This is a genomic window from Mycobacterium sp. 1245801.1, from assembly GCF_001673055.1.
Taxonomy (GTDB): Bacteria; Actinomycetota; Actinomycetes; order Mycobacteriales; family Mycobacteriaceae; genus Mycobacterium; species Mycobacterium europaeum_A.
Map to the genome: position 1 here is coordinate 1 of NZ_LZKY01000085.1, position 17,574 is coordinate 17,574.

A 17,574-nucleotide genomic window follows, 5' to 3' on the forward strand; every position below is an offset into this window, starting at 1 on the left:
GGCCGCCTTCTGGTCGCGGGCCGGGGTGGCGCACCTGCTCACCCGCCCCGGCGACACGCCCCCGTTCCAGCGCGGCGGCATGGGCGACCACTCCGCCGGGATGACGATGGCCGCGGCCGTGTGCGCGGCGCTGCTCGCGCGCGAACGCACCGGGACGGGCCAACTGGTCACGACCTCGCTGTACCGGCAGGGCGCCTACACCGTCAGCTTCGACCTCAACACCTATCTGATGAGCGGCCAGCCGATCGCGATCGGCCAGCGCGAAACGATGGGCAACCCGTGCATGAACAACTACGCCGCCTCCGACGGGCGGCGGTTCTGGATCGTCGGCCTGGAGCCCGAGCGGCACTGGCCGGCGCTGTGCCGCGCGGTGGGCCGGCCCGAGTGGCGCGACGACCCGCGCTTCGCCGATGCCCGGGCCCGCGCCGCGAACTCGGCCGCGCTGATCGCCGCGCTGGATGACATCTTCGCGACGCGGCCCCTCGACGAGTGGGCGCAAATCTTCGCCGGCGAACCGGATTTCTTCTGGTCGCCGATCAACACCCTGGAGGACGTCGTCGCCGACGAGCAGTTCCACGCCGCGGGCGGAATCGTTTATGTGCCCGACGCCGCCGACGAACACGCCGCCGTGCCGATGGTCGCCACGCCGGCGGACTTCCACGGGACGCCCTGGGCACCGCGTTCTGCGGCACCGGAACTCGGGCAGCACACCGAGGAAGTCCTGGCCGACCTCGAGGCGCGCCGCGGTTCCTGACGGCCCGCCCGGAGCTTTACAAATTTCGCCGGAAGTGTCACGCTGTCCGGTGAGCCGCGTCGCCCCGTGCGGGGTGCGGCTCCAGCCCCTGGGAAAGCCCATGACAAGCGCGTGAGACCCGCCAGCGGACCGCGGCGGGTGGTGGTGAGGAATGGATCGATGGTCGCTCCGACGTTCGACATCAGCAAGAGCAGCGCCGCGGAAACAACCCGCGCCAACGGCGAGGGTCTGCGTTACCGACTCGACGTGGTGGCGGCCAGCGCCGTCGATGTCGTGCAATCGGCGGGCGGCTGGCTCTACGACCGGGCGATGGCCGGTTGGGAGGTGACCGTGCTGCTCCCGCGTGGTTGCGACACCCGGTCGCTGCGGATCCTGGGGGTGCGGGCAGTGGACCTCGAGCCGGAGCTCGCCGGGCTGGGGGAGGGCTCGACGAGCCTGGCCGTCAGCGCCGAGGCGTTCACCGCCGACGCCCGGGTGCGGGCCGTGGTCCTCGAGGCGCTGGACAACCGGCTGACCGAGGTCGCGCTGTGGGGCGACGGGTGGCCGCTGGGCGTGGCCCGCGCGACCACCCGGGCGCAGCATCTGCTCAGCGGCGCGGCCCGCATGTTCAAGGGCTATGCGCTTGCGGCGGCGGGCATTCCGGTCACGACGGTCGGCGCCACCGAGGCGCTGCTGTGCGACGTGGGTTCGGGGTCCGACTCAGAGCTGATCCGGCTCGACTAGGCCATGAAGAAGTACTTCCGACACACGCTGCTCTACCTGCACGAGACGATCTCGCTGGGATCCGGGCGAAGTGAGGAGTTCACCGAGATCTTCGCCGACACCTATCAACCGATGATGGAACAACTCGGCGCCCGGCTCTTCGCGATCTGGGAATCCACGCCGTACAACGGCCACTGGCCGCAGGCGACGATCATCTGGGAGATCGACGGGTTCGCCGATTACGCCAGGATCGGCGCCGCGCAGGCCCGCGGCGGCAGCCACGAGGCCGCATCCGGAAAATGGGCGGCATTCCTGGCCGACATCGGCGCCTCGGGGGAGGGTCGCATCATGTACCCCGGCCCCAGCAACAAGACGCTGACCCAACTGCGCGAGGCCAATTTCACTGCGCCACTGGTGATTCAAGAGATCATGCAGACCAAACCGGGCCGCCAGGACGACTACATCCGCGAACTGGAGCGGCTCTACGTTCCCTGGTCGGAACGCACCGGTAAGCGCTGGCTCGGTTCGTTCACCACGACCTTCCGCTACAACGAGGTCATCCACTACTGGGCGCTGGACGGCGGCTGGGACTGCTTCGCCGAGCACTACCCCTCCTGGAAAGAGAGCCCGCCCGCCGAGATCGTCACCTGGATGAGCGTGGCCCCCGCGTTGCGCGACGGCTGGGAGGATTCCATTCTGCAGGCCCTACCGCCCTCGCCGCTGCAGTGACGGAGATACGGAAACCTTTGATCGTCAAGGACTTCAGCTACGATCCCTTCGATGCGGCGGTGATGGCGAACCCGTTGCCGTACTACCGGATCCTGCGCGATCACCACCCGGTGTACTACATGCCGCAGTGGGACACCTTCGCCCTGTCGCGTTTCGAGGACATCTGGACAGTGTTGGAAGTCAATAACGGCACCTTCGTCGCCTCGGAAGGGACGTTGCCGCCGGCATCGGTTCTGGCGCAACACAACAGCGGCCCGGTCGCCGACCCGCCGCTGCACCCGTTGCCGTTCCATGCCATGTTCGACGCCGACCTGTACGGCGAGATCCGGCGGACCCACTCCCGGCCGTTTCGGCCGCGGGCGGTCACCGACCTCGAGGGCCGCATCCGCGCGCTGGCCAACGAACGCCTCGACGCCCTGCTGCCGGACGGGTCGTTCGACCTGACCCAGGACTACGGCGGCATCGTGGTGGCCGCCATCGTCTGCGAATTGTGCGGCATCCCCACCGATCTCGCGCCGCATGTCCTCGCCACCGTCAACGCCGGCAGCCTCGCCCAGCCCGGCGAAGGCGTGGACACCGGGCAGGCTCGGCCCAACTACTTCGAATACCTGCTGCCCGCGGTCCAGCGCCGCCGCGCCGATTCTTCCGGCGGACCGCTCGACGTCGTCGACGGCCTGCTCGGCTATCACCTGCCCGACGGCAGCGCGCTCGACGACATGGAAGTCGCGACCCAGATGCTGTGCATCTTCATCGGGGGAACCGAGACGGTGCCCAAAATCGTCGCCCACGGCCTCTGGGAGCTCAGCCGCCGGCCCGACCAGCTGGCCGCAGTGCGCGCCGACCTGGAGAACAACGTGCACATCGCGCGCGACGAGATGATCCGATTCTGCGCGCCGGCGCAGTGGTTCGCGCGAACGGTGCGCAAGCCCTTCGAGATTCACGGCGAGACCCTCAGCCCGGGCCAGCGCGTCATCACCCTGCTCGCATCCGCGAACCGCGACGAGCGTGAATACCCCGAGCCCGACGAGTTCATCTGGGACCGGCCCATCCGCCGCTCGCTGGCGTTCGGCCGCGGCCAGCACTTCTGCATCGGATACCACCTGGCGCGGCTGGAAGTGGCTGTGCTGCTACAGGAATGGCTGCGCCGGGTCCCCGACTACGCGATCAACAGCCAAGCCGCCACCCGGCTGCCGTCCAGCTTCCAATGGGGCTGGAACAACATCCCGGTGGAGGTCTGACGTGTGGTCCTACCGGATCATCGCCCCGTATCAGTTCGAGCGCAACACGATTGATGACACGACGCCCGAGGTCCTGGCCGACGGACAGGTGCTGCTGCGGTTTTCGGCCGCGGGCGTGTGCGGCAGCGACCTGCCCGCCTTTCGCGGCGCCAGGGGCCGCATCCCGGGTGACGACGGCCGCAGCGGCCCCGAGAAGGACGGCTTTCCCATCCACGAGGTCGCCGGCGAGGTGATCGCCAGCCGGCATCCCGCACACCGTCCCGGCGATCACGTGGTCGGCTGGGCGTCCGGGTTCGACGGCATGATGGAACGCATCGTCAGCAACGGCGAAGGACTGGCGCCCTACGATCCGGCGCTGACTCCCGCCCAGGCGGTGGGGCTGCAACCCCTGGCCTGCGTCCTGTACGCCTGCGAGCAACTCGGCGACCTCGCCGGTCGGCACGTCGCGATCATCGGGCAGGGATCGATCGGGCTGTTGTTCTCCTATGTCGCCAAGGCGGCGGGTGCGCGGCGGGTCACCGGCGTCGACCCGATCGACCGCCGCGATGTGGCAAGGGCTTTCGGGGCCGACGACGCGGTGCGCGCCACCAGTGACCGCTGGGTGAGTCAGCTCGATCCATCCGACCGCGCCGACGTCGTCATCGAGGCCGTCGGCCACCAGGTCGCCACCCTGACCCATGCGATCGACGCCGCCGCCCCCGGCGGCACCGTGTTCTACTTCGGCGTCGCCGACGACGAGATGTACCCGATCAACATGCGGGCGATGCTGCGCAACAACCTCACCCTGAAATCCGGTGTGACGCTGGACCGCCGGCGAATGCTGGAGCTGGCGGGCAAGTTCGCCGCCGAGCACCCGTGGCTGCTGGGCGCCTACCTGACCCACACGTTCGGCATCGACGGGGTGCAGGACGCCTTCGAGCTGGCCTGTCGGCCGGACCCCGAACGCATCAAGATCGCGATCGCCGGATGAGCCGACCATGACGGACATTTCGCCGAGCAATCTGCAGCTGGCGCTGGGCCGCAAGACCCCGATATTCGGCGGCTGGGTCACCGGCCCCACGGCGCAGGGGCCCGAGGAATTCGCCCGCGCCGGTTACGATTACGTCGGCTTCGATGCCCAACACGGCTATCTCGACGACGCCGCCATCGCCGAACTCCTGCGCCGCACCGAGCACCTGCCCGTCGGCACCGTGGTGCGCCTGCCCAACGCCGACGCCGCACCGATCGGACGGGTGCTGGACGCCGGCGCGGACGCCGTCGTCATCGCGATGATCGAGTCGGCGGACCAGGCCGCCGCGGCGGTGGCCGCGACCCGGTACCCGCCGCGGGGGGTGCGCAGCTTCGGCCCGCTGCGCGCCAGCCTGGGGCACGATCCCGCCGCCCACGAGTCGCGCGTCGGCGTGTTCGCGATGATCGAGACCGCGGCGGCGCTATCCGGCATCCACGAGATCTGCGCCGTCGACGGCCTCACCGGAATCTACGTCGGCCCGGCCGATCTGGCCATCTCACTGGGCGCCGGGGTCGTCGGCGCCACCGGGCAGCCGCAGGTGCTGGACGCGATCGTGCGCGTCCACCGGGCGGCGTCCGACGCGGGCCTGGTCACCGGCATCCACGCCGGGGACGGCAAGACGGGCCACGCCATGGCGCAGCTGGGATTCGGCATGATCACCCTGGCCGCCGAGTCGCAAGCGCTGCGGCGCGGCGCCGCCGAACATTTGCGCGAGGCGACGCAATGACCCACGACGACCACGAGGAAATCCGGGAGCTGCTCGCCGGCTACGCCCTAGCCCTTGACGCCGGCGACGTCGAGGAATGCGTGCAGCTGTTCGCGCCCGACGGCGAATTTCTGGTCTACGGCAAGACCTTTGCCGGGCGCGACGCGATCGCGGGCATGTTCCGCGACGCGGCCCGCGGCCTGCACCTGACCGGAAGCGCGCGCATCGAGGTCGACGGGCAGCGCGCCGCCGCCCGATCACAGGTGCTGTTCGTCCGCGCCGGTGACCTGCAACTGCGGCCCGCCCTCTACGACGACGAGCTGACCCGCATCGACGGGCGGTGGCGCTTCGCGCGGCGCCGCTGCCGCTTCGTCACGAGCGCCGGGCTGGCCAACAACCCCGAGGTGAGTCCAGCATGAACCGACGCGTCGCACTGGTGACCGGCGCCGCCGGCGGGCAGGGCTGGGCCATCGCGAAACGCCTGCGCGACAAGGGCTTCGCTGTGACCGCCTGCGACCGCCGGGCCGACGAACTGCGCGCCACGGTCGGCGACGCAGGCGACGACGGCGTGCTCGCCGTCGAGCTCGACGTCACCTCGCCCGAGCAGTGGGACTCCGCCGTGGCGGAGGCCGTCGGCCGGTTCGGATCGCTGAGCACGCTGGTCAACTGCGCCGGCGTGCTGCACCGGGCACCGCTGAGCGAGGAGACGGCCGAAGGCTTCGAAAACGCCTGGCGCGTCAACTGTCTGGGCCCATTCCTCGGAATACGCGCGGCGCTGCAACACCTGCGCGAGGCGCCGAACGCGTCGGTCGTCAACATCTGCAGCACCGGCGCCATCCGGCCCTTCCCGCAGCACGCCGCGTACGGGTCGTCGAAGTGGGCCCTGCGCGGGCTGACCCAGACCGTCGCGGCCGAACTCGCGCCCGCCGGCATCCGGGTCAACGCCGTCTTCCCCGGGCCCATCGCCACGACGATGCTCGACCAGGCCACCCAGACGCGGCTGGCCGCGGCGTCGATGGTCGGCCGGATCGGCGAGGCCGGTGAGGTCGCCGACGCCGTCGCCTTCTTGGTGTCCGATGAGGCATCGTTCATCACCGGTTCCGAACTCGTCATCGACGGTGGCCAATGCCTGCAGATCCGATGAGCGACATCTCGATCGGCATCATCGGCGCCGGGCCCGGTGGCCTGGCGCTGGGAATCATGCTGTCACGGGCAGGTTTTGACGACTTCACCATCTTCGACCGTGAGGACGGCGTCGGGGGCACCTGGCGGATCAACACCTATCCGGGACTGGCCTGCGACGTCAAATCGCACCTCTACTCCTACTCGTTCGACCTGAACGCCGACTGGTCGAGGCTGTGGTCGGGGCAGCCCGAGATTCTCGACTACTTCCAGCGCTGCGCCGACAAGTACGGATTGCGGCCGCACCTGCGCCTGCGCACCGAAATCAAGGCGGCGCAATGGCATTCGGACTCCCAACAGTGGTGCCTGACCACCGCGTTGGGTGACCAGCACCGCTTCGACGTGGTCGTGTCGGCGGTCGGCCTGTTCACCCGGCCGCTGCTGCCCGAACTCGTCGAACAAGAGCCCTTCGCCGGGACCGTGATGCACTCGGCCCGCTGGGATCACTCGATCTCGTTGCAGGGCAAGCGGATCGCGGTGCTGGGCACCGGGTCGACGGCTTCCCAGCTGATCCCCGAGCTGGCCAAGGTGGCCGACACGGTGTACTCCGTGCAGCGGTCGCCGACCTGGATCTTGCCGAAGCCCGACCGGCACTACACGCCGCGGGAGCGCTGGATGTTCGCCCACCTGCCGTTCGCCAAAAGGCTCTACCGGACCCGGCTGTGGCTGCGCAGCGAATCCAACATCGCGGTGATCGAGCACGGCAGCGAAAAGACCGAACAGTTCAAGGCCGTCGCGCTGGGTTTGTTGGAGAAGACCGTCGACGACGAGGACCTGCGCCGCAAGCTCACGCCCGAACACCCGATGGGCTGCAAGCGGCTGGTGTTCTCCTCGGATTACCTGCCCGCGCTGACCCGGCCCAACGTCGAGGTGGTGACCAGCCCGGCGCGCTACCTGCGCAGGCGCTCCCTGGTCACCGAAGACGGCACCGAACGCGAGGTCGACGTGGTGGTCTGTGCCACCGGGTACGCCGCGGCGGACTACCTCGCCGAGCTGGACGTGTCCGGCGAACACGGAATCACCCTGCGAGACGTGTGGCGCGACGGGGCGCGCGCGTACCTCGGCATGGCCGTTCCGGGATTCCCCAACTTCTTCATGCTGTACGGGCCGAACACCAACGTCGGCTCCAACAGCGTCATCTTTATCCTCGAGGCGCAGGCGCGCTACATCGTGCGGGCGCTGAAGTATTTGCGGCGCAGGGGTAGGCGTTACATCGCGGTGCGACCCGCCGCGCTGGCCGACTTCGTCGCCAAGATCGATCGATGGATGGTGGGCACCGTCTGGACCACCCAGTGCAGCAACTACTTCCGCGCCCCCAACGGGCGGGTGGTCACCCAATGGCCGCGCAGCGCCCGGGCCTTCTGGAGCATGACGCGCAGGTTCAGGCCGGGCGACTTCCGCTTCACCGCGCCCGCTACGTCCGAACCCCAGGTGTTCACCATGCCCGAGCGGGGCAGCCGATGACACGGCTGGACGGCGCCGACCGCCTCGATCCCGCGCTGCGTGACGTCGCGACGACCCGGACCGACTTCTCCCGGGCCGCAATCGAACTCATTCGCACACCGTTCAACGAGCGCCGCCGCCTGGCCGCCGAACAGACCGACGCACCCGGGATCCGGGTCGGGGAGGACAGCGCGGCCGGCGTGCCGGTGCGCATCTACCGCGGTGGGCCCGCCGACCGGGCACCGGTGGTGGTGTACTGCCACGCCGGCGGCTTCGCGCTGGGCAACCTGGACACCGATCATCGCCAGTGCGTCGAGCTTTCGCGCCGCGGCCGGTGCACGGTGGTTTCGGTGGACTACCGGCTGGCGCCCGAACACCCCTATCCCGCCGCGCTGGAGGACGCCGACACGGTGGTGCAGTGGGTCGCCGCGAACGCGGACACACTCGGCGTCGATCCGGCGCGGTTGGCGGTCGCCGGCAGCAGCGCCGGCGCCACCCTGGCCGCATGCCTGGCGCAGCGCGCCACCGACGGGTCACTGCCGCCGGTGGCCTTCCAGTTGCTGCACCAACCGGTGCTCGACGACCGGGCCACCGGATCGAAGGCGGAATTTCGCGCCAGCCCGGCATTCGACGGCGAGGCCGCCGAGCTGATGTGGGGCTACTACCTGGGACCGGCGGCCGCATCGGCACCCGCAGTGCCCGCGCGCCGAGGCCAATTCGCCGGGCTGCCACCGGCTTTGATCACCTGCGCCGAAATCGACCCGTTCCGCGACGAGGCGATCGACTACGCGCTGCGGTTGCTGCGCGCGGGAGTGTCGACCGAGCTGCACGTCTTCGCCCGCACCTGCCACGGCTTCGATTCGCTGCTGCCCGAGTGGCCGGGCTCGCAACGGTTGTTCGCGCTGCAGGGCGATGCCCTGTCCAGCGCGTTACACGGCGACTAACCGTCGAATCGGATCAGCTGCCGCACGGCCGTGCCGTCGGCCAGATTGTCCATTGCCGCGTTGATGTCCTCGAGCGCAATGGTCGAGGACACCAGCGATTCCACCGGCAGCCGGCCCGCCTGCCACAGCTCGACAAACCGGGGGATGTCCCGGCTGGGCACCGCCGAGCCGAGGTAACTGCCGATCAACGACCGGCCCTCGGCGACAAAACCCAACGGCGACACGCTGATTCGCGCCGACGGCGGCGGCAGCCCCACGGTGATGGTGCGCCCGCCGGGTGCGGTCAACCCGATCGCGGTCTCCAGCGCGGCGGGATGGCCGACGGCCTCGACGACCACCGCCGCCTTCACCCCGGCCTCGGCGGCCTGCTGCGGTGTGTAGGTGTCGTGGGCGCCCAGGCGGCGGGCGGCGGCCAGCTTCTCCGGCAACTGGTCGACGGCGACCACCCGTACGTCGTCGTAGGTCAGCGCGGTGAGCAGCGCCGCCATCCCGACCCCGCCGAGCCCGACGACGGCGACCGCCTGGCCCGGCCGCGGACGCCCCACGTTCAGCACCGCGCCACCGCCGGTGAGCACTGCGCAGCCCAGCAGCGCCGCGACATCGGGCGGCACGTCGGACGGCACCGGGACCGCGCTGGCCCGATTGACCACCGCATGCGTCGCGAAAGCCGAGACCCCGAGGTGGTGATACACCGGGTGCCCGGCCCGGCTGAGCCGAATGTCGCCGCCGAGCAAGGTGCCGGCGCCATTGGCTGCGCTGCCCGGTTCGCATGGCGTCAGGCCCTGGGTCGCGCACGCTGCGCAATGACCGCACCGAGGCAGGAAGACCAGCACCACCCGCTGGCCCACCACCAGATCGTTGACGCCCTCGCCGACCCGCTCGACGATCCCGGCGGCCTCGTGGCCCAGCAGCATCGGCACCGGCCGCACCCGGTTGCCGTCGACCACCGACAGGTCGGAGTGGCAGATGCCGGCGGCCTCGATGCGGACCAGGACTTCGTCGCGGCCCGGGGGTGCGAGGTCGAGGTCGGTGACGGCGATCGGGCGCGACTGTGCGTAGGGCCGGGGTGACCCGATGTGCTCCAGGACCGCGCCCCGTATTCCAGGCATGCTGGAATACAACCATGGCGTCGGCTTCCGTAGTTCCGCCCGCACCGGACGGGCTGACCAGCAACGACTTTCCGGTGCTGTGGCCGGTCGGAACCCGGTGGGCCGACAACGACATGTTCGGCCACCTCAACAACGCCGTGTACTACCAACTCTTCGACACCGCGATCAACGCCTGGATCAACACCAGCACCGGGCTGGACCCGCTCACCACGCCCGCGCTGGGCATCGTCGCCGAATCGGGCTGCCGCTACTTCTCCGAACTGCAATTCCCGCAGCACCTCGTGGTGGGCCTGGCCGTCACCCGGCTGGGTCGCAGCAGCGTCACCTACCGGCTGGGCGTGTTCCGCGCCGAGAACGGGCCGGCGCAGGATCAGGCGCGTCCGATCACCGCGCTGGGGCACTGGGTGCACGTCTACGTCGACCGGGAAACCCGCAAATCCGTCCCCATTCCCGACGCCGTCCGCGCGCTGCTGGCGACGGCCACCGTAGACCAATAGGGGCCCGGTACGCCCCCGATATGCTTCGCGCATGCCCGTGATGAGCAAGACCGTCGAAGTGGACGCCGACGCCGCGTTGATCATGAAGATCGTCGGCGACTTCGAGGCCTACCCGCAGTGGAACGAGGAGATCAAGGGCCTCTGGGTGCTGGCGCGTTACGACGACGGGCGCCCCAGCCAGCTGCGGCTCGACACCGATTACCAAGGCATGCAGAGCATGTTCATCCAGGCCGTGTACTACCCGGGCGAAAACCAGATCCAGACCGTCCTGCAGCAGGGCGACCTGTTCACCAAGCAGGAACAGTTGTTCTCGGTGGTGTCGATGGGGGCTTCGAGCCTGCTGACCGTGGACCTGGACGTCGAGACCTCGATGCCGGTCCCGGCGCCCATGGTGAAGCAACTCCTCAACACCGTGCTGGACCACCTGGCCGAAAGCCTCAAGCAGCGCGCCGAGCAGCTGGCCGCGAGCTAACAGCCGCGACAGCCCGTTCTCGCCGCGAACGTAAGCCCACTGCGCAAAGGCGCCCCCGAATTCGCAGTGTGCTTACGCTCGCGACCGTCAGGAAGCGCTAAGCCCGGTGCGGTCGCGCATCTCGGTCAGCCGGGTCGCCGCATCGGTGAATTGCCACACGGTGTGCTCGATCACCGCGGCGGTGTCGCGCCGGCGCAGCGCGGCGATCAGCTTGCGGTGGTTGTCCACCGCGGCCTCGCCCCACTGCGGGTCGGCCGCATAGACCAGCACCGGCATGTAGCGCGCGGCGTTGAGCAGGAACCAGGCCAGCTTGATCCGGCCGCTCGCCTGGTTGAAGACGCGGTGAAACGCGAACTCGATGCCGGCGATGGTTTCGGCGTCGCCGGACCCGACGGCCGTGGCCAGCGAGTCGTTGATCCGGTCCAGCTCGTCGATCTCGGCGTCGGTGATGTGGTCGGTGGCCGCCGCCGCCAGCTCGCGGGCGATCGATGCCTGCAGCCAGAAGATGTCCTCGATGTCCTGGCGGGTCAGCGGCAGCACGACGTGGCCGCGGTGCGGTTCGAGCTGCACCATGCCCTCGCCGCGCAGCTTGAGCAGGGCTTCACGCACCGGGGTGACGCTGACCCCGAGCTGGGCCGCGGTCTCGTCGAGCCGGATGAACGTCCCCGGCCGCAGCGAGCCGGACATGATCGCCGCCCGCAGACGCCCGGCCACCTCGTCGGACAACTGCGCCCGTCGCAGCGGCCGCCGACTCCTCGGCTGCATTGACATCGGTGCGTTCACGGGGGCTGCCAGGGCTTTCGTGGGCTTGGCGGGACGGGGTTTAAGTTTTGACGGGTGTTAACGGGGACTTGTCAGTGGATCGTCAACGCCATAGTGTGACCCACACAACACTAAGTTTTATCAAATATCAACCTGGCGCAAGCGGTGCGCGAGTGAAGGGAAGTGTTGAGTTTGACCGCGCAATTGGCGAGCCATCCGACACAGGCGAACGAGCAGCCGTACCTGGCCCGGCGACAGAACTGGGTGAACCAACTGGAACGGCACGCGCTGATGCAGCCGAAAGCGACCGCGCTGCGGTTCCTGGGCAACAGCCTGTCGTGGGGTGACCTGCGCCGCCGGGTGGCGGCGCTGGCCGATGCGCTGAGCCGCCGGGGTGTCGGCTTCGGTGACCGGGTGATGATCCTGATGCTCAATCGCACCGAGTTCGTCGAATCGGTGCTGGCCGTCAACATGCTCGGCGCCATCGCGGTTCCGCTGAACTTCCGACTCACGCCAGCCGAGATCGCGTTCCTGGTCCAGGACTGCGAGGCGCGGGTGATCATCACCGAACCGGTGCTGGCCCCGGTGGCCATCGGGGTCCGCGACATCGAGTCAATGCTGGCCACCGTCGTAGTTGCGGGCGGCCCGGCCGACGACAACGTCCTCGGCTACGAAGACCTGATCGATGAGCCCGGCGAGGAGCACCAACCCGTCGACATCCCCAATGACTCGCCGGCGTTGATCATGTACACCTCGGGCACCACCGGGCGGCCGAAGGGCGCCGTACTGACCCACACGAATCTGACCGGCCAGACCATGACCGGGCTGTACACCAACGGCGCCGACATCAACAACGACGTCGGATTCATCGGGGTGCCGTTCTTTCACATCGCGGGCATCGGCAACCTGCTGACCGGCGTGCTGCTCGGCATCCCGACGGTGATCTACCCGCTGGGCGCGTTCGAGCCCGGACAACTACTCGACGTGCTCGCCGCGGAGAAGGTCACCGGGATTTTCCTGGTCCCCGCGCAGTGGCAGGCGGTCTGCGCCGAACAACACGCTCGCCCGCGCGACCTGAAGTTGCGGGTGATCTCCTGGGGCGCCGCGCCGGCCCCCGACGCGCTGCTGCGGGAGATGTCGGCGAGGTTCCCCGGCGCCCAGATACTGGCCGCGTTCGGCCAGACGGAGATGTCGCCGGTGACGTGCATGCTGCTGGGCGAGGACGCCATTCGCAAACGCGGCTCGGTTGGCAAGGTGATCCCCACCGTGGCCGCCCGCGTCGTCGACGAAAACATGAACGACGTTCCGATCGGCGAGGTTGGCGAAATCGTCTACCGCGCACCAACTTTGATGAGCGGCTACTGGAACAACCCGCAGGCCACGGCGGAAGCGTTCGCGGGCGGCTGGTTCCACTCCGGCGACCTCGTGCGCATGGACGAAGACGGCTACGTGTGGGTGGTCGACCGCAAGAAGGACATGATCATCTCCGGTGGCGAGAACATCTACTGCGCCGAGGTGGAAAACGTCCTCGCCAGCCACCCCAGCATCGTCGAGGTGGCCGTTATCGGCCGGGCGCACGAGAAGTGGGGCGAGGTGCCGATCGCGGTCGCCGCTGTCGCGGGCGACAAGTTAGCGCTCGAAGAGCTGGACGAGTTTTTGACCGAGCGGCTGGCGCGGTACAAGCACCCCAAGGCGCTCGAGATCGTCGATGCGTTGCCGCGCAACCCGGCCGGCAAGGTGCTCAAGACTGAACTGCGGGTTCGCTACGGCGTCGGAGAAATCGACTAAATCCATTCTACGGCAAGAGGTTTTAGGGGCAGAAAGGGAAGTTGACGGGAGCTGTAACGTTTGCCAGCTGTTGGCGAAGGGTTAATTGTGCGGATGCGGTTCACACCTGATTGGCCATCGGGTACATTCCTGTGGTCTCCGTTACTACTTGCCAGTAGGGAGCCGATGGTCACACACGTTGAGTCGGGGCGAGGCGGGGGCACACCCAGCCGCCTCGCGGCGAGGGGGAGAGGCGTGCTACACGATCCGCCGCGGCGCTGGGAGGCGCGCGGTGACGTCGCGAGGGGGCAACGGTGAGTTCAACGTCGACAAGTCGGCGGGGTCCCTACCTGGTTGGCTACGTTCGCGACCAACTGGAGACGCCTTTGACGCTCGTCGGGGGATTCTTCCGGATGTGCGTGCTCACCGGGAGGGCGCTGTTCCGCTGGCCCTTCCAGTACCGCGAATTCATCCAGCAGTGCTGGTTCATCATGCGGGTGGCGTTCCTGCCGACCATCATGGTGTCGATCCCGCTGACCGTGCTGCTGATCTTCACCCTCAACGTCCTGCTCGCCCAGTTCGGGGCCGCTGACCTCTCGGGCGCCGGCGCGGCGATCGGCGCCGTCACCCAGCTCGGCCCGCTGACCACGGTCCTAGTGGTTGCCGGCGCCGGCTCGACCGCGATCTGCGCGGACCTGGGCGCCCGCACCATCCGCGAAGAGATCGACGCGATGGAGGTGCTCGGCATCGACCCGATCCACCGGCTGGTGGTCCCCCGGGTGGTGGCCGCCACCTTGGTCGCGACCCTGCTCAACGGCCTGGTGATCACCGTCGGCCTGGTCGGCGGCTACCTGTTCGGCGTCTACCTGCAGAACGTGTCGGGTGGCGCCTACCTGGCCACGCTGACCACCATCACCGGCTTGCCCGAGGTCGTCATCGCGACGGTCAAAGCCGCAGTCTTCGGGCTGATCGCCGGGCTGGTCGGTTGCTACCGTGGCCTGACCGTGCGCGGCGGCTCCAAGGGCCTGGGCACCGCCGTGAACGAGACCGTCGTGCTCTGTGTCGTCGCGCTCTACGCCGTCAACGTCGTGCTGACCACCATCGGTGTCCGGTTCGGGACGGGGCACTGACGTGTCGACTTCCGCCGTCTTCCGCGCCCGCTTCCCGCGGGCGGCAGAGAACCTCAACCGCTACGGCCTCGCCGCCGCTCGCGGTCTCGACGACATCGGTCAGATGGCGTGGTTCGGCGCCATCGCCGTCGGGCACATCCCGCACGCGGTGCGCAACTACCGCAAGGAGACCCTGCGACTCATCGCCCAGATCGGCATGGGCACCGGCGCCATGGCGGTCATCGGTGGCACCGTCGCCATCGTCGGCTTCGTGACGCTGTCCGGTAGCTCGCTGGTCGCCATCCAGGGCTTCGCCTCACTGGGCAACATCGGCGTCGAGGCGTTCACCGGCTTCTTCGCCGCGCTGATCAACGTGCGCATCGCCGCACCCGTCGTCACCGGCATCGCCATGGCCGCCACGGTCGGCGCCGGCGCCACGGCGGAGCTGGGTGCCATGCGCATCAGCGAGGAGGTCGACGCCCTGGAAGTGATGGGCATCAAGTCGATCTCGTTCTTGGCCTCCACCCGCATCATGGCCGGGCTGGTGGTGATCATCCCCATCTACTCCATGGCGATCATCATGACTTTCCTGTCCCCGCAGATCACCACGACGGTGATCTACGGGCAGTCGAACGGCACCTACGAGCACTACTTCCGGACGTTCCTGCGCCCCGAGGACGTGTTCTGGTCGTTCCTGGAGGCCATCATCATCACCGCGGTCGTGATGATCACCCACTGCTTCTACGGCTATGAGGCCGGCGGCGGTCCCGTCGGCGTGGGTGAGGCCGTCGGTCGATCGATGCGCTTCTCGCTGGTGTCGGTGCAGGTTGTCGTGTTGGCCGCCGCGTTGGCGCTCTATGGCGTCAACCCCAACTTCGCGCTCACGGTGTAACCGCCATGGCCAGCCCGATCCAGACCAACGCCCCCCGCACCCCGCCCTACAAGCTGGCCGGCGTGGCGCTGCTGGTCGTCGCCGCGCTGGCGCTGGCCCTGATCTACGGGCAGTTCCGGGGCAGCTTCACCCCCAAAACGCAACTGACCATGCTGGCCGCGCGCGCCGGACTGGTGATGGACCCGGGTTCGAAGGTCACCTACAACGGGGTGGAGATCGGCCGGGTGGGCTCGATCTCGGAGACGGTGCGCGACGGCAAGCCGGCCGCCAAGTTCACCCTCGAGGTGTATCCGCGCTACCTGAAGCTGATCCCGTCGAACGTCAACGCCGACATCAAGGCGACGACGGTGTTCGGTGGCAAGTACGTCTCGCTGACGACGCCGGCGAATCCGTCGCCGCAGAAGATTTCGTCGCGCACGGTGATCGACGCGCGCTCGGTGACCACCGAGATCAACACGCTGTTCCAGACCATCACCTCGATCGCGGAGAAGGTGGATCCGATCAAGCTGAACCTGACGCTGAGCGCCGCGGCGCAGTCGCTGTCGGGGCTGGGCGAGAAGTTCGGCCAGTCGGTGGTCAACGCCAACATCTTGCTCGATGATGTGAATCCGCGGTTGCCCCAGGCGCGCAAGGACATTCAAGGTTTGGCGGCGCTGGGCGACACCTACGCGAACGCGGCGCCGGACCTGTTCGACTTCTTGAACAACGCGGTGATCACCTCGCGCACCATCAACGCCCAGCAAAAGGATCTGGATCAGGCGTTGTTGTCGGCGGTCGGCTTCGGTAACACCGGTGCCGAGCTGTTCAACAAGGGCGGTCCTTACCTGGCGCGCGGCGCCGAAGACCTGGTGCCCACGGCGCAGCTGCTGGACACCTACAGTCCCGAGCTGTTCTGCACCGTGCGCAACTACCACGACATCGAGCCCAAGGCCGCCTCGTTCCTGGGCGGCAACGGCTACTCGCTCAACAGCCACACCCAGGCGCTGTCCGGGTTGGGGTTGGTCGCCAACCCGCTGTCGCTGGTCGCGGTCGCCGCGCTCACGATGGGGCTCGGCGGCGTCGCCGGCCTGGTCGGTGGCGCGCCGAACCCCTACGTGTGGCCGGAGAACCTGCCGCGGGTGAACGCGCGCGGCGGCCCCGGCGGTGCCCCGGGGTGCTGGCAACCGCTCACCCATGACCTGTGGCCCGCACCGGAACTGGTGATGGACTCCGGCAACAGCCTTGCGCCGTACAACCACCTGGACACCGGATCGCCGTATGCGATCGAGTACGTCTGGGGACGCCAGGTAGGGGATAACACGATCAACCCATGAAAATCACCGGAACCCTTGTCAAGCTCAGCATCTTCTCGGTGGTGCTGCTGATCTTCACCGTGATGATCATCGTGGTGTTCGGTCAGATGCGCTTCGACCGCACCAGCGGATACACGGCGGAGTTCACCAACGTCAGCGGCCTGCGCGCGGGTCAGTTCGTCCGCGCCTCCGGGGTCGAGGTCGGCAAGGTCGACACGGTGGAACTGGTCGACGGCGGCAAGCGGGCGCGGGTGAAATTCAACGTCGACCGCTCGATCCCGCTGTACCAGTCGACGACCGCCCAGATCCGCTACCTGGACCTGATCGGCAACCGCTACCTCGAACTCAAGCGCGGCCAGGGCGACGGCGCCGACAAGGTGCTGGCGCCCGGCGGGTTCATCCCGCTCGCCCGCACCCAGCCGGCGCTCGACCTCGACGCCCTGATCGGTGGCTTCAAGCCGTTGTTCCGGGCGCTCGACCCACAGAAGGTCAACAGCATCGCGACCGCGCTGGTCACCGTGTTCCAGGGGCAGGGTGGCACCATCAACGACATCCTCGACCAGACCGCGCAGCTGACCAGCCAACTCGGTGAGCGTGACCAGGCCATCGGCGAGGTCATCAAGAACCTCAACACGGTGCTGGACACAACGGTCCGGCACCGGCAGCAGTTCGACCAGACCATCAACAATCTGGAGGTGTTGATCACCGGTCTCAAGGACCACGGCGACCAACTGGCCGGGGGGACCGCGCACATCAGCAACGCCGCCGGCACGGTTGCCGACCTGCTGGCCGAAAACCGCGGCCTGCTGCACAAGACGATCAACTACCTGGACGCCGTCCAGCAGCCGCTGATCGACCAGCAGGATCAACTGCAGGACTACCTGAAGAAGGTGCCGACCGCGTTGAACATGATCGGGCGCGCCATCGGGTCATACGGGGACTTCGTGAACTTCTACGCCTGCGACAT

At 68.4% G+C, this 17,574-nt stretch carries 19 protein-coding genes; 17 read left to right on the plus strand and 2 right to left on the minus strand.

Annotated elements, in window-relative coordinates; genetic code table 11:
• From A5622_RS05295 to A5622_RS05340, 10 genes are all read left to right on the plus strand, one after another.
• The coding region (locus tag A5622_RS05295; RefSeq protein WP_197505081.1) for a CoA transferase at nt 1–754 on the plus strand (754 nt) is incomplete at its 5' end.
• A 159-nt stretch (nt 755–913) separates the two neighbouring features.
• Nucleotides 914–1,477 (plus strand): hypothetical protein, encoded by a 564-nt coding sequence (locus A5622_RS05300; protein ID WP_066861544.1) that lies wholly within the window; start codon nt 914–916, stop codon nt 1,475–1,477.
• A gap of 3 nt (nt 1,478–1,480) precedes the next feature.
• Nucleotides 1,481–2,185, plus strand: coding sequence for an NIPSNAP family protein (locus tag A5622_RS05305; RefSeq protein WP_066877133.1), 705 nt, complete (start codon nt 1,481–1,483; stop codon nt 2,183–2,185).
• Nucleotides 2,186–2,247: 62 nt separating this feature from the next.
• Nucleotides 2,248–3,423, plus strand: a complete 1,176-nt coding sequence (locus A5622_RS05310; protein WP_066877150.1) for a cytochrome P450 — start codon at nt 2,248–2,250, stop codon at nt 3,421–3,423.
• A gap of 1 nt (nt 3,424) precedes the next feature.
• Nucleotides 3,425–4,393, plus strand: a complete 969-nt coding sequence (locus A5622_RS05315; RefSeq protein WP_066877135.1) for a zinc-binding dehydrogenase — start codon at nt 3,425–3,427, stop codon at nt 4,391–4,393.
• A gap of 7 nt (nt 4,394–4,400) precedes the next feature.
• Nucleotides 4,401–5,159 (plus strand): HpcH/HpaI aldolase/citrate lyase family protein, encoded by a 759-nt coding sequence (locus tag A5622_RS05320; RefSeq protein WP_066877137.1) that lies wholly within the window; start codon nt 4,401–4,403, stop codon nt 5,157–5,159.
• On the plus strand, nt 5,156–5,557 hold the full coding sequence (locus A5622_RS05325; protein ID WP_066877139.1) for a nuclear transport factor 2 family protein: 402 nt from the start codon (nt 5,156–5,158) through the stop codon (nt 5,555–5,557). Before A5622_RS05320 ends, A5622_RS05325 begins: the two co-directional genes overlap by 4 nt.
• Entirely contained in the window at nt 5,554–6,282 is a 729-nt protein-coding gene (locus A5622_RS05330; RefSeq protein ID WP_066877141.1) for an SDR family NAD(P)-dependent oxidoreductase, read from the plus strand. Before A5622_RS05325 ends, A5622_RS05330 begins: the two co-directional genes overlap by 4 nt.
• A complete protein-coding gene (locus tag A5622_RS05335) occupies nt 6,264–7,784 on the plus strand; it encodes an NAD(P)/FAD-dependent oxidoreductase (RefSeq protein ID WP_066877143.1) in 1,521 nt (506 codons plus the stop codon). The genes A5622_RS05330 and A5622_RS05335 overlap by 19 nt, the downstream gene beginning before the upstream one ends.
• The gene (locus A5622_RS05340; protein WP_066877144.1) at nt 7,781–8,707 is read left to right on the plus strand and encodes an alpha/beta hydrolase; all 927 of its coding nucleotides are present in this window, start codon (nt 7,781–7,783) and stop codon (nt 8,705–8,707) included. The genes A5622_RS05335 and A5622_RS05340 overlap by 4 nt, the downstream gene beginning before the upstream one ends.
• Here A5622_RS05340 and A5622_RS05345 read toward each other — a convergent pair.
• Nucleotides 8,704–9,816 carry an alcohol dehydrogenase catalytic domain-containing protein gene (locus A5622_RS05345; RefSeq protein ID WP_066877151.1) on the minus strand — a complete coding sequence of 371 codons (1,113 nt, stop codon included), beginning with the start codon at nt 9,814–9,816 and terminating at the stop codon, nt 8,704–8,706. The two genes, A5622_RS05340 and A5622_RS05345, sit on opposite strands and share 4 nt — an antisense overlap.
• 14 nt (nt 9,817–9,830) lie before the next feature.
• Between A5622_RS05345 and A5622_RS05350 the strand changes: the two genes are divergently transcribed.
• On the plus strand, nt 9,831–10,313 hold the full coding sequence (locus tag A5622_RS05350) for a thioesterase family protein (protein WP_156752849.1): 483 nt from the start codon (nt 9,831–9,833) through the stop codon (nt 10,311–10,313).
• Nucleotides 10,314–10,344: 31 nt separating this feature from the next.
• Nucleotides 10,345–10,785 (plus strand): SRPBCC family protein, encoded by a 441-nt coding sequence (locus A5622_RS05355; protein ID WP_066877146.1) that lies wholly within the window; start codon nt 10,345–10,347, stop codon nt 10,783–10,785.
• Nucleotides 10,786–10,872: 87 nt separating this feature from the next.
• On the opposite strand, the gene A5622_RS05360 is transcribed toward A5622_RS05355, so the two are convergent.
• Nucleotides 10,873–11,556: a GntR family transcriptional regulator gene (locus A5622_RS05360; protein WP_197499482.1), complete on the minus strand. Its 684-nt coding sequence runs from the start codon at nt 11,554–11,556 to the stop codon at nt 10,873–10,875.
• Nucleotides 11,557–11,739: 183 nt separating this feature from the next.
• Between A5622_RS05360 and fadD5 the strand changes: the two genes are divergently transcribed.
• The 5 genes from fadD5 to A5622_RS05385 all read left to right on the plus strand — a co-directional run.
• On the plus strand, nt 11,740–13,335 hold the full coding sequence (gene fadD5, locus A5622_RS05365; RefSeq protein ID WP_066877155.1) for a fatty-acid--CoA ligase FadD5: 1,596 nt from the start codon (nt 11,740–11,742) through the stop codon (nt 13,333–13,335).
• Nucleotides 13,336–13,628: 293 nt separating this feature from the next.
• On the plus strand, nt 13,629–14,444 hold the full coding sequence (locus tag A5622_RS05370; protein WP_066861583.1) for an ABC transporter permease: 816 nt from the start codon (nt 13,629–13,631) through the stop codon (nt 14,442–14,444).
• 1 nt (nt 14,445) lies between these two features.
• Nucleotides 14,446–15,315, plus strand: a complete 870-nt coding sequence (locus A5622_RS05375; RefSeq protein WP_066861586.1) for an ABC transporter permease — start codon at nt 14,446–14,448, stop codon at nt 15,313–15,315.
• A gap of 5 nt (nt 15,316–15,320) precedes the next feature.
• Complete coding sequence (locus tag A5622_RS05380; protein ID WP_066877148.1) at nt 15,321–16,628, plus strand: MCE family protein; 1,308 nt, start codon at nt 15,321–15,323, stop codon at nt 16,626–16,628.
• Nucleotides 16,625–17,574: virulence factor Mce family protein (locus A5622_RS05385; RefSeq protein WP_066861592.1), on the plus strand; the 950-nt coding region annotated here is incomplete at its 3' end. The genes A5622_RS05380 and A5622_RS05385, both read left to right, overlap by 4 nt.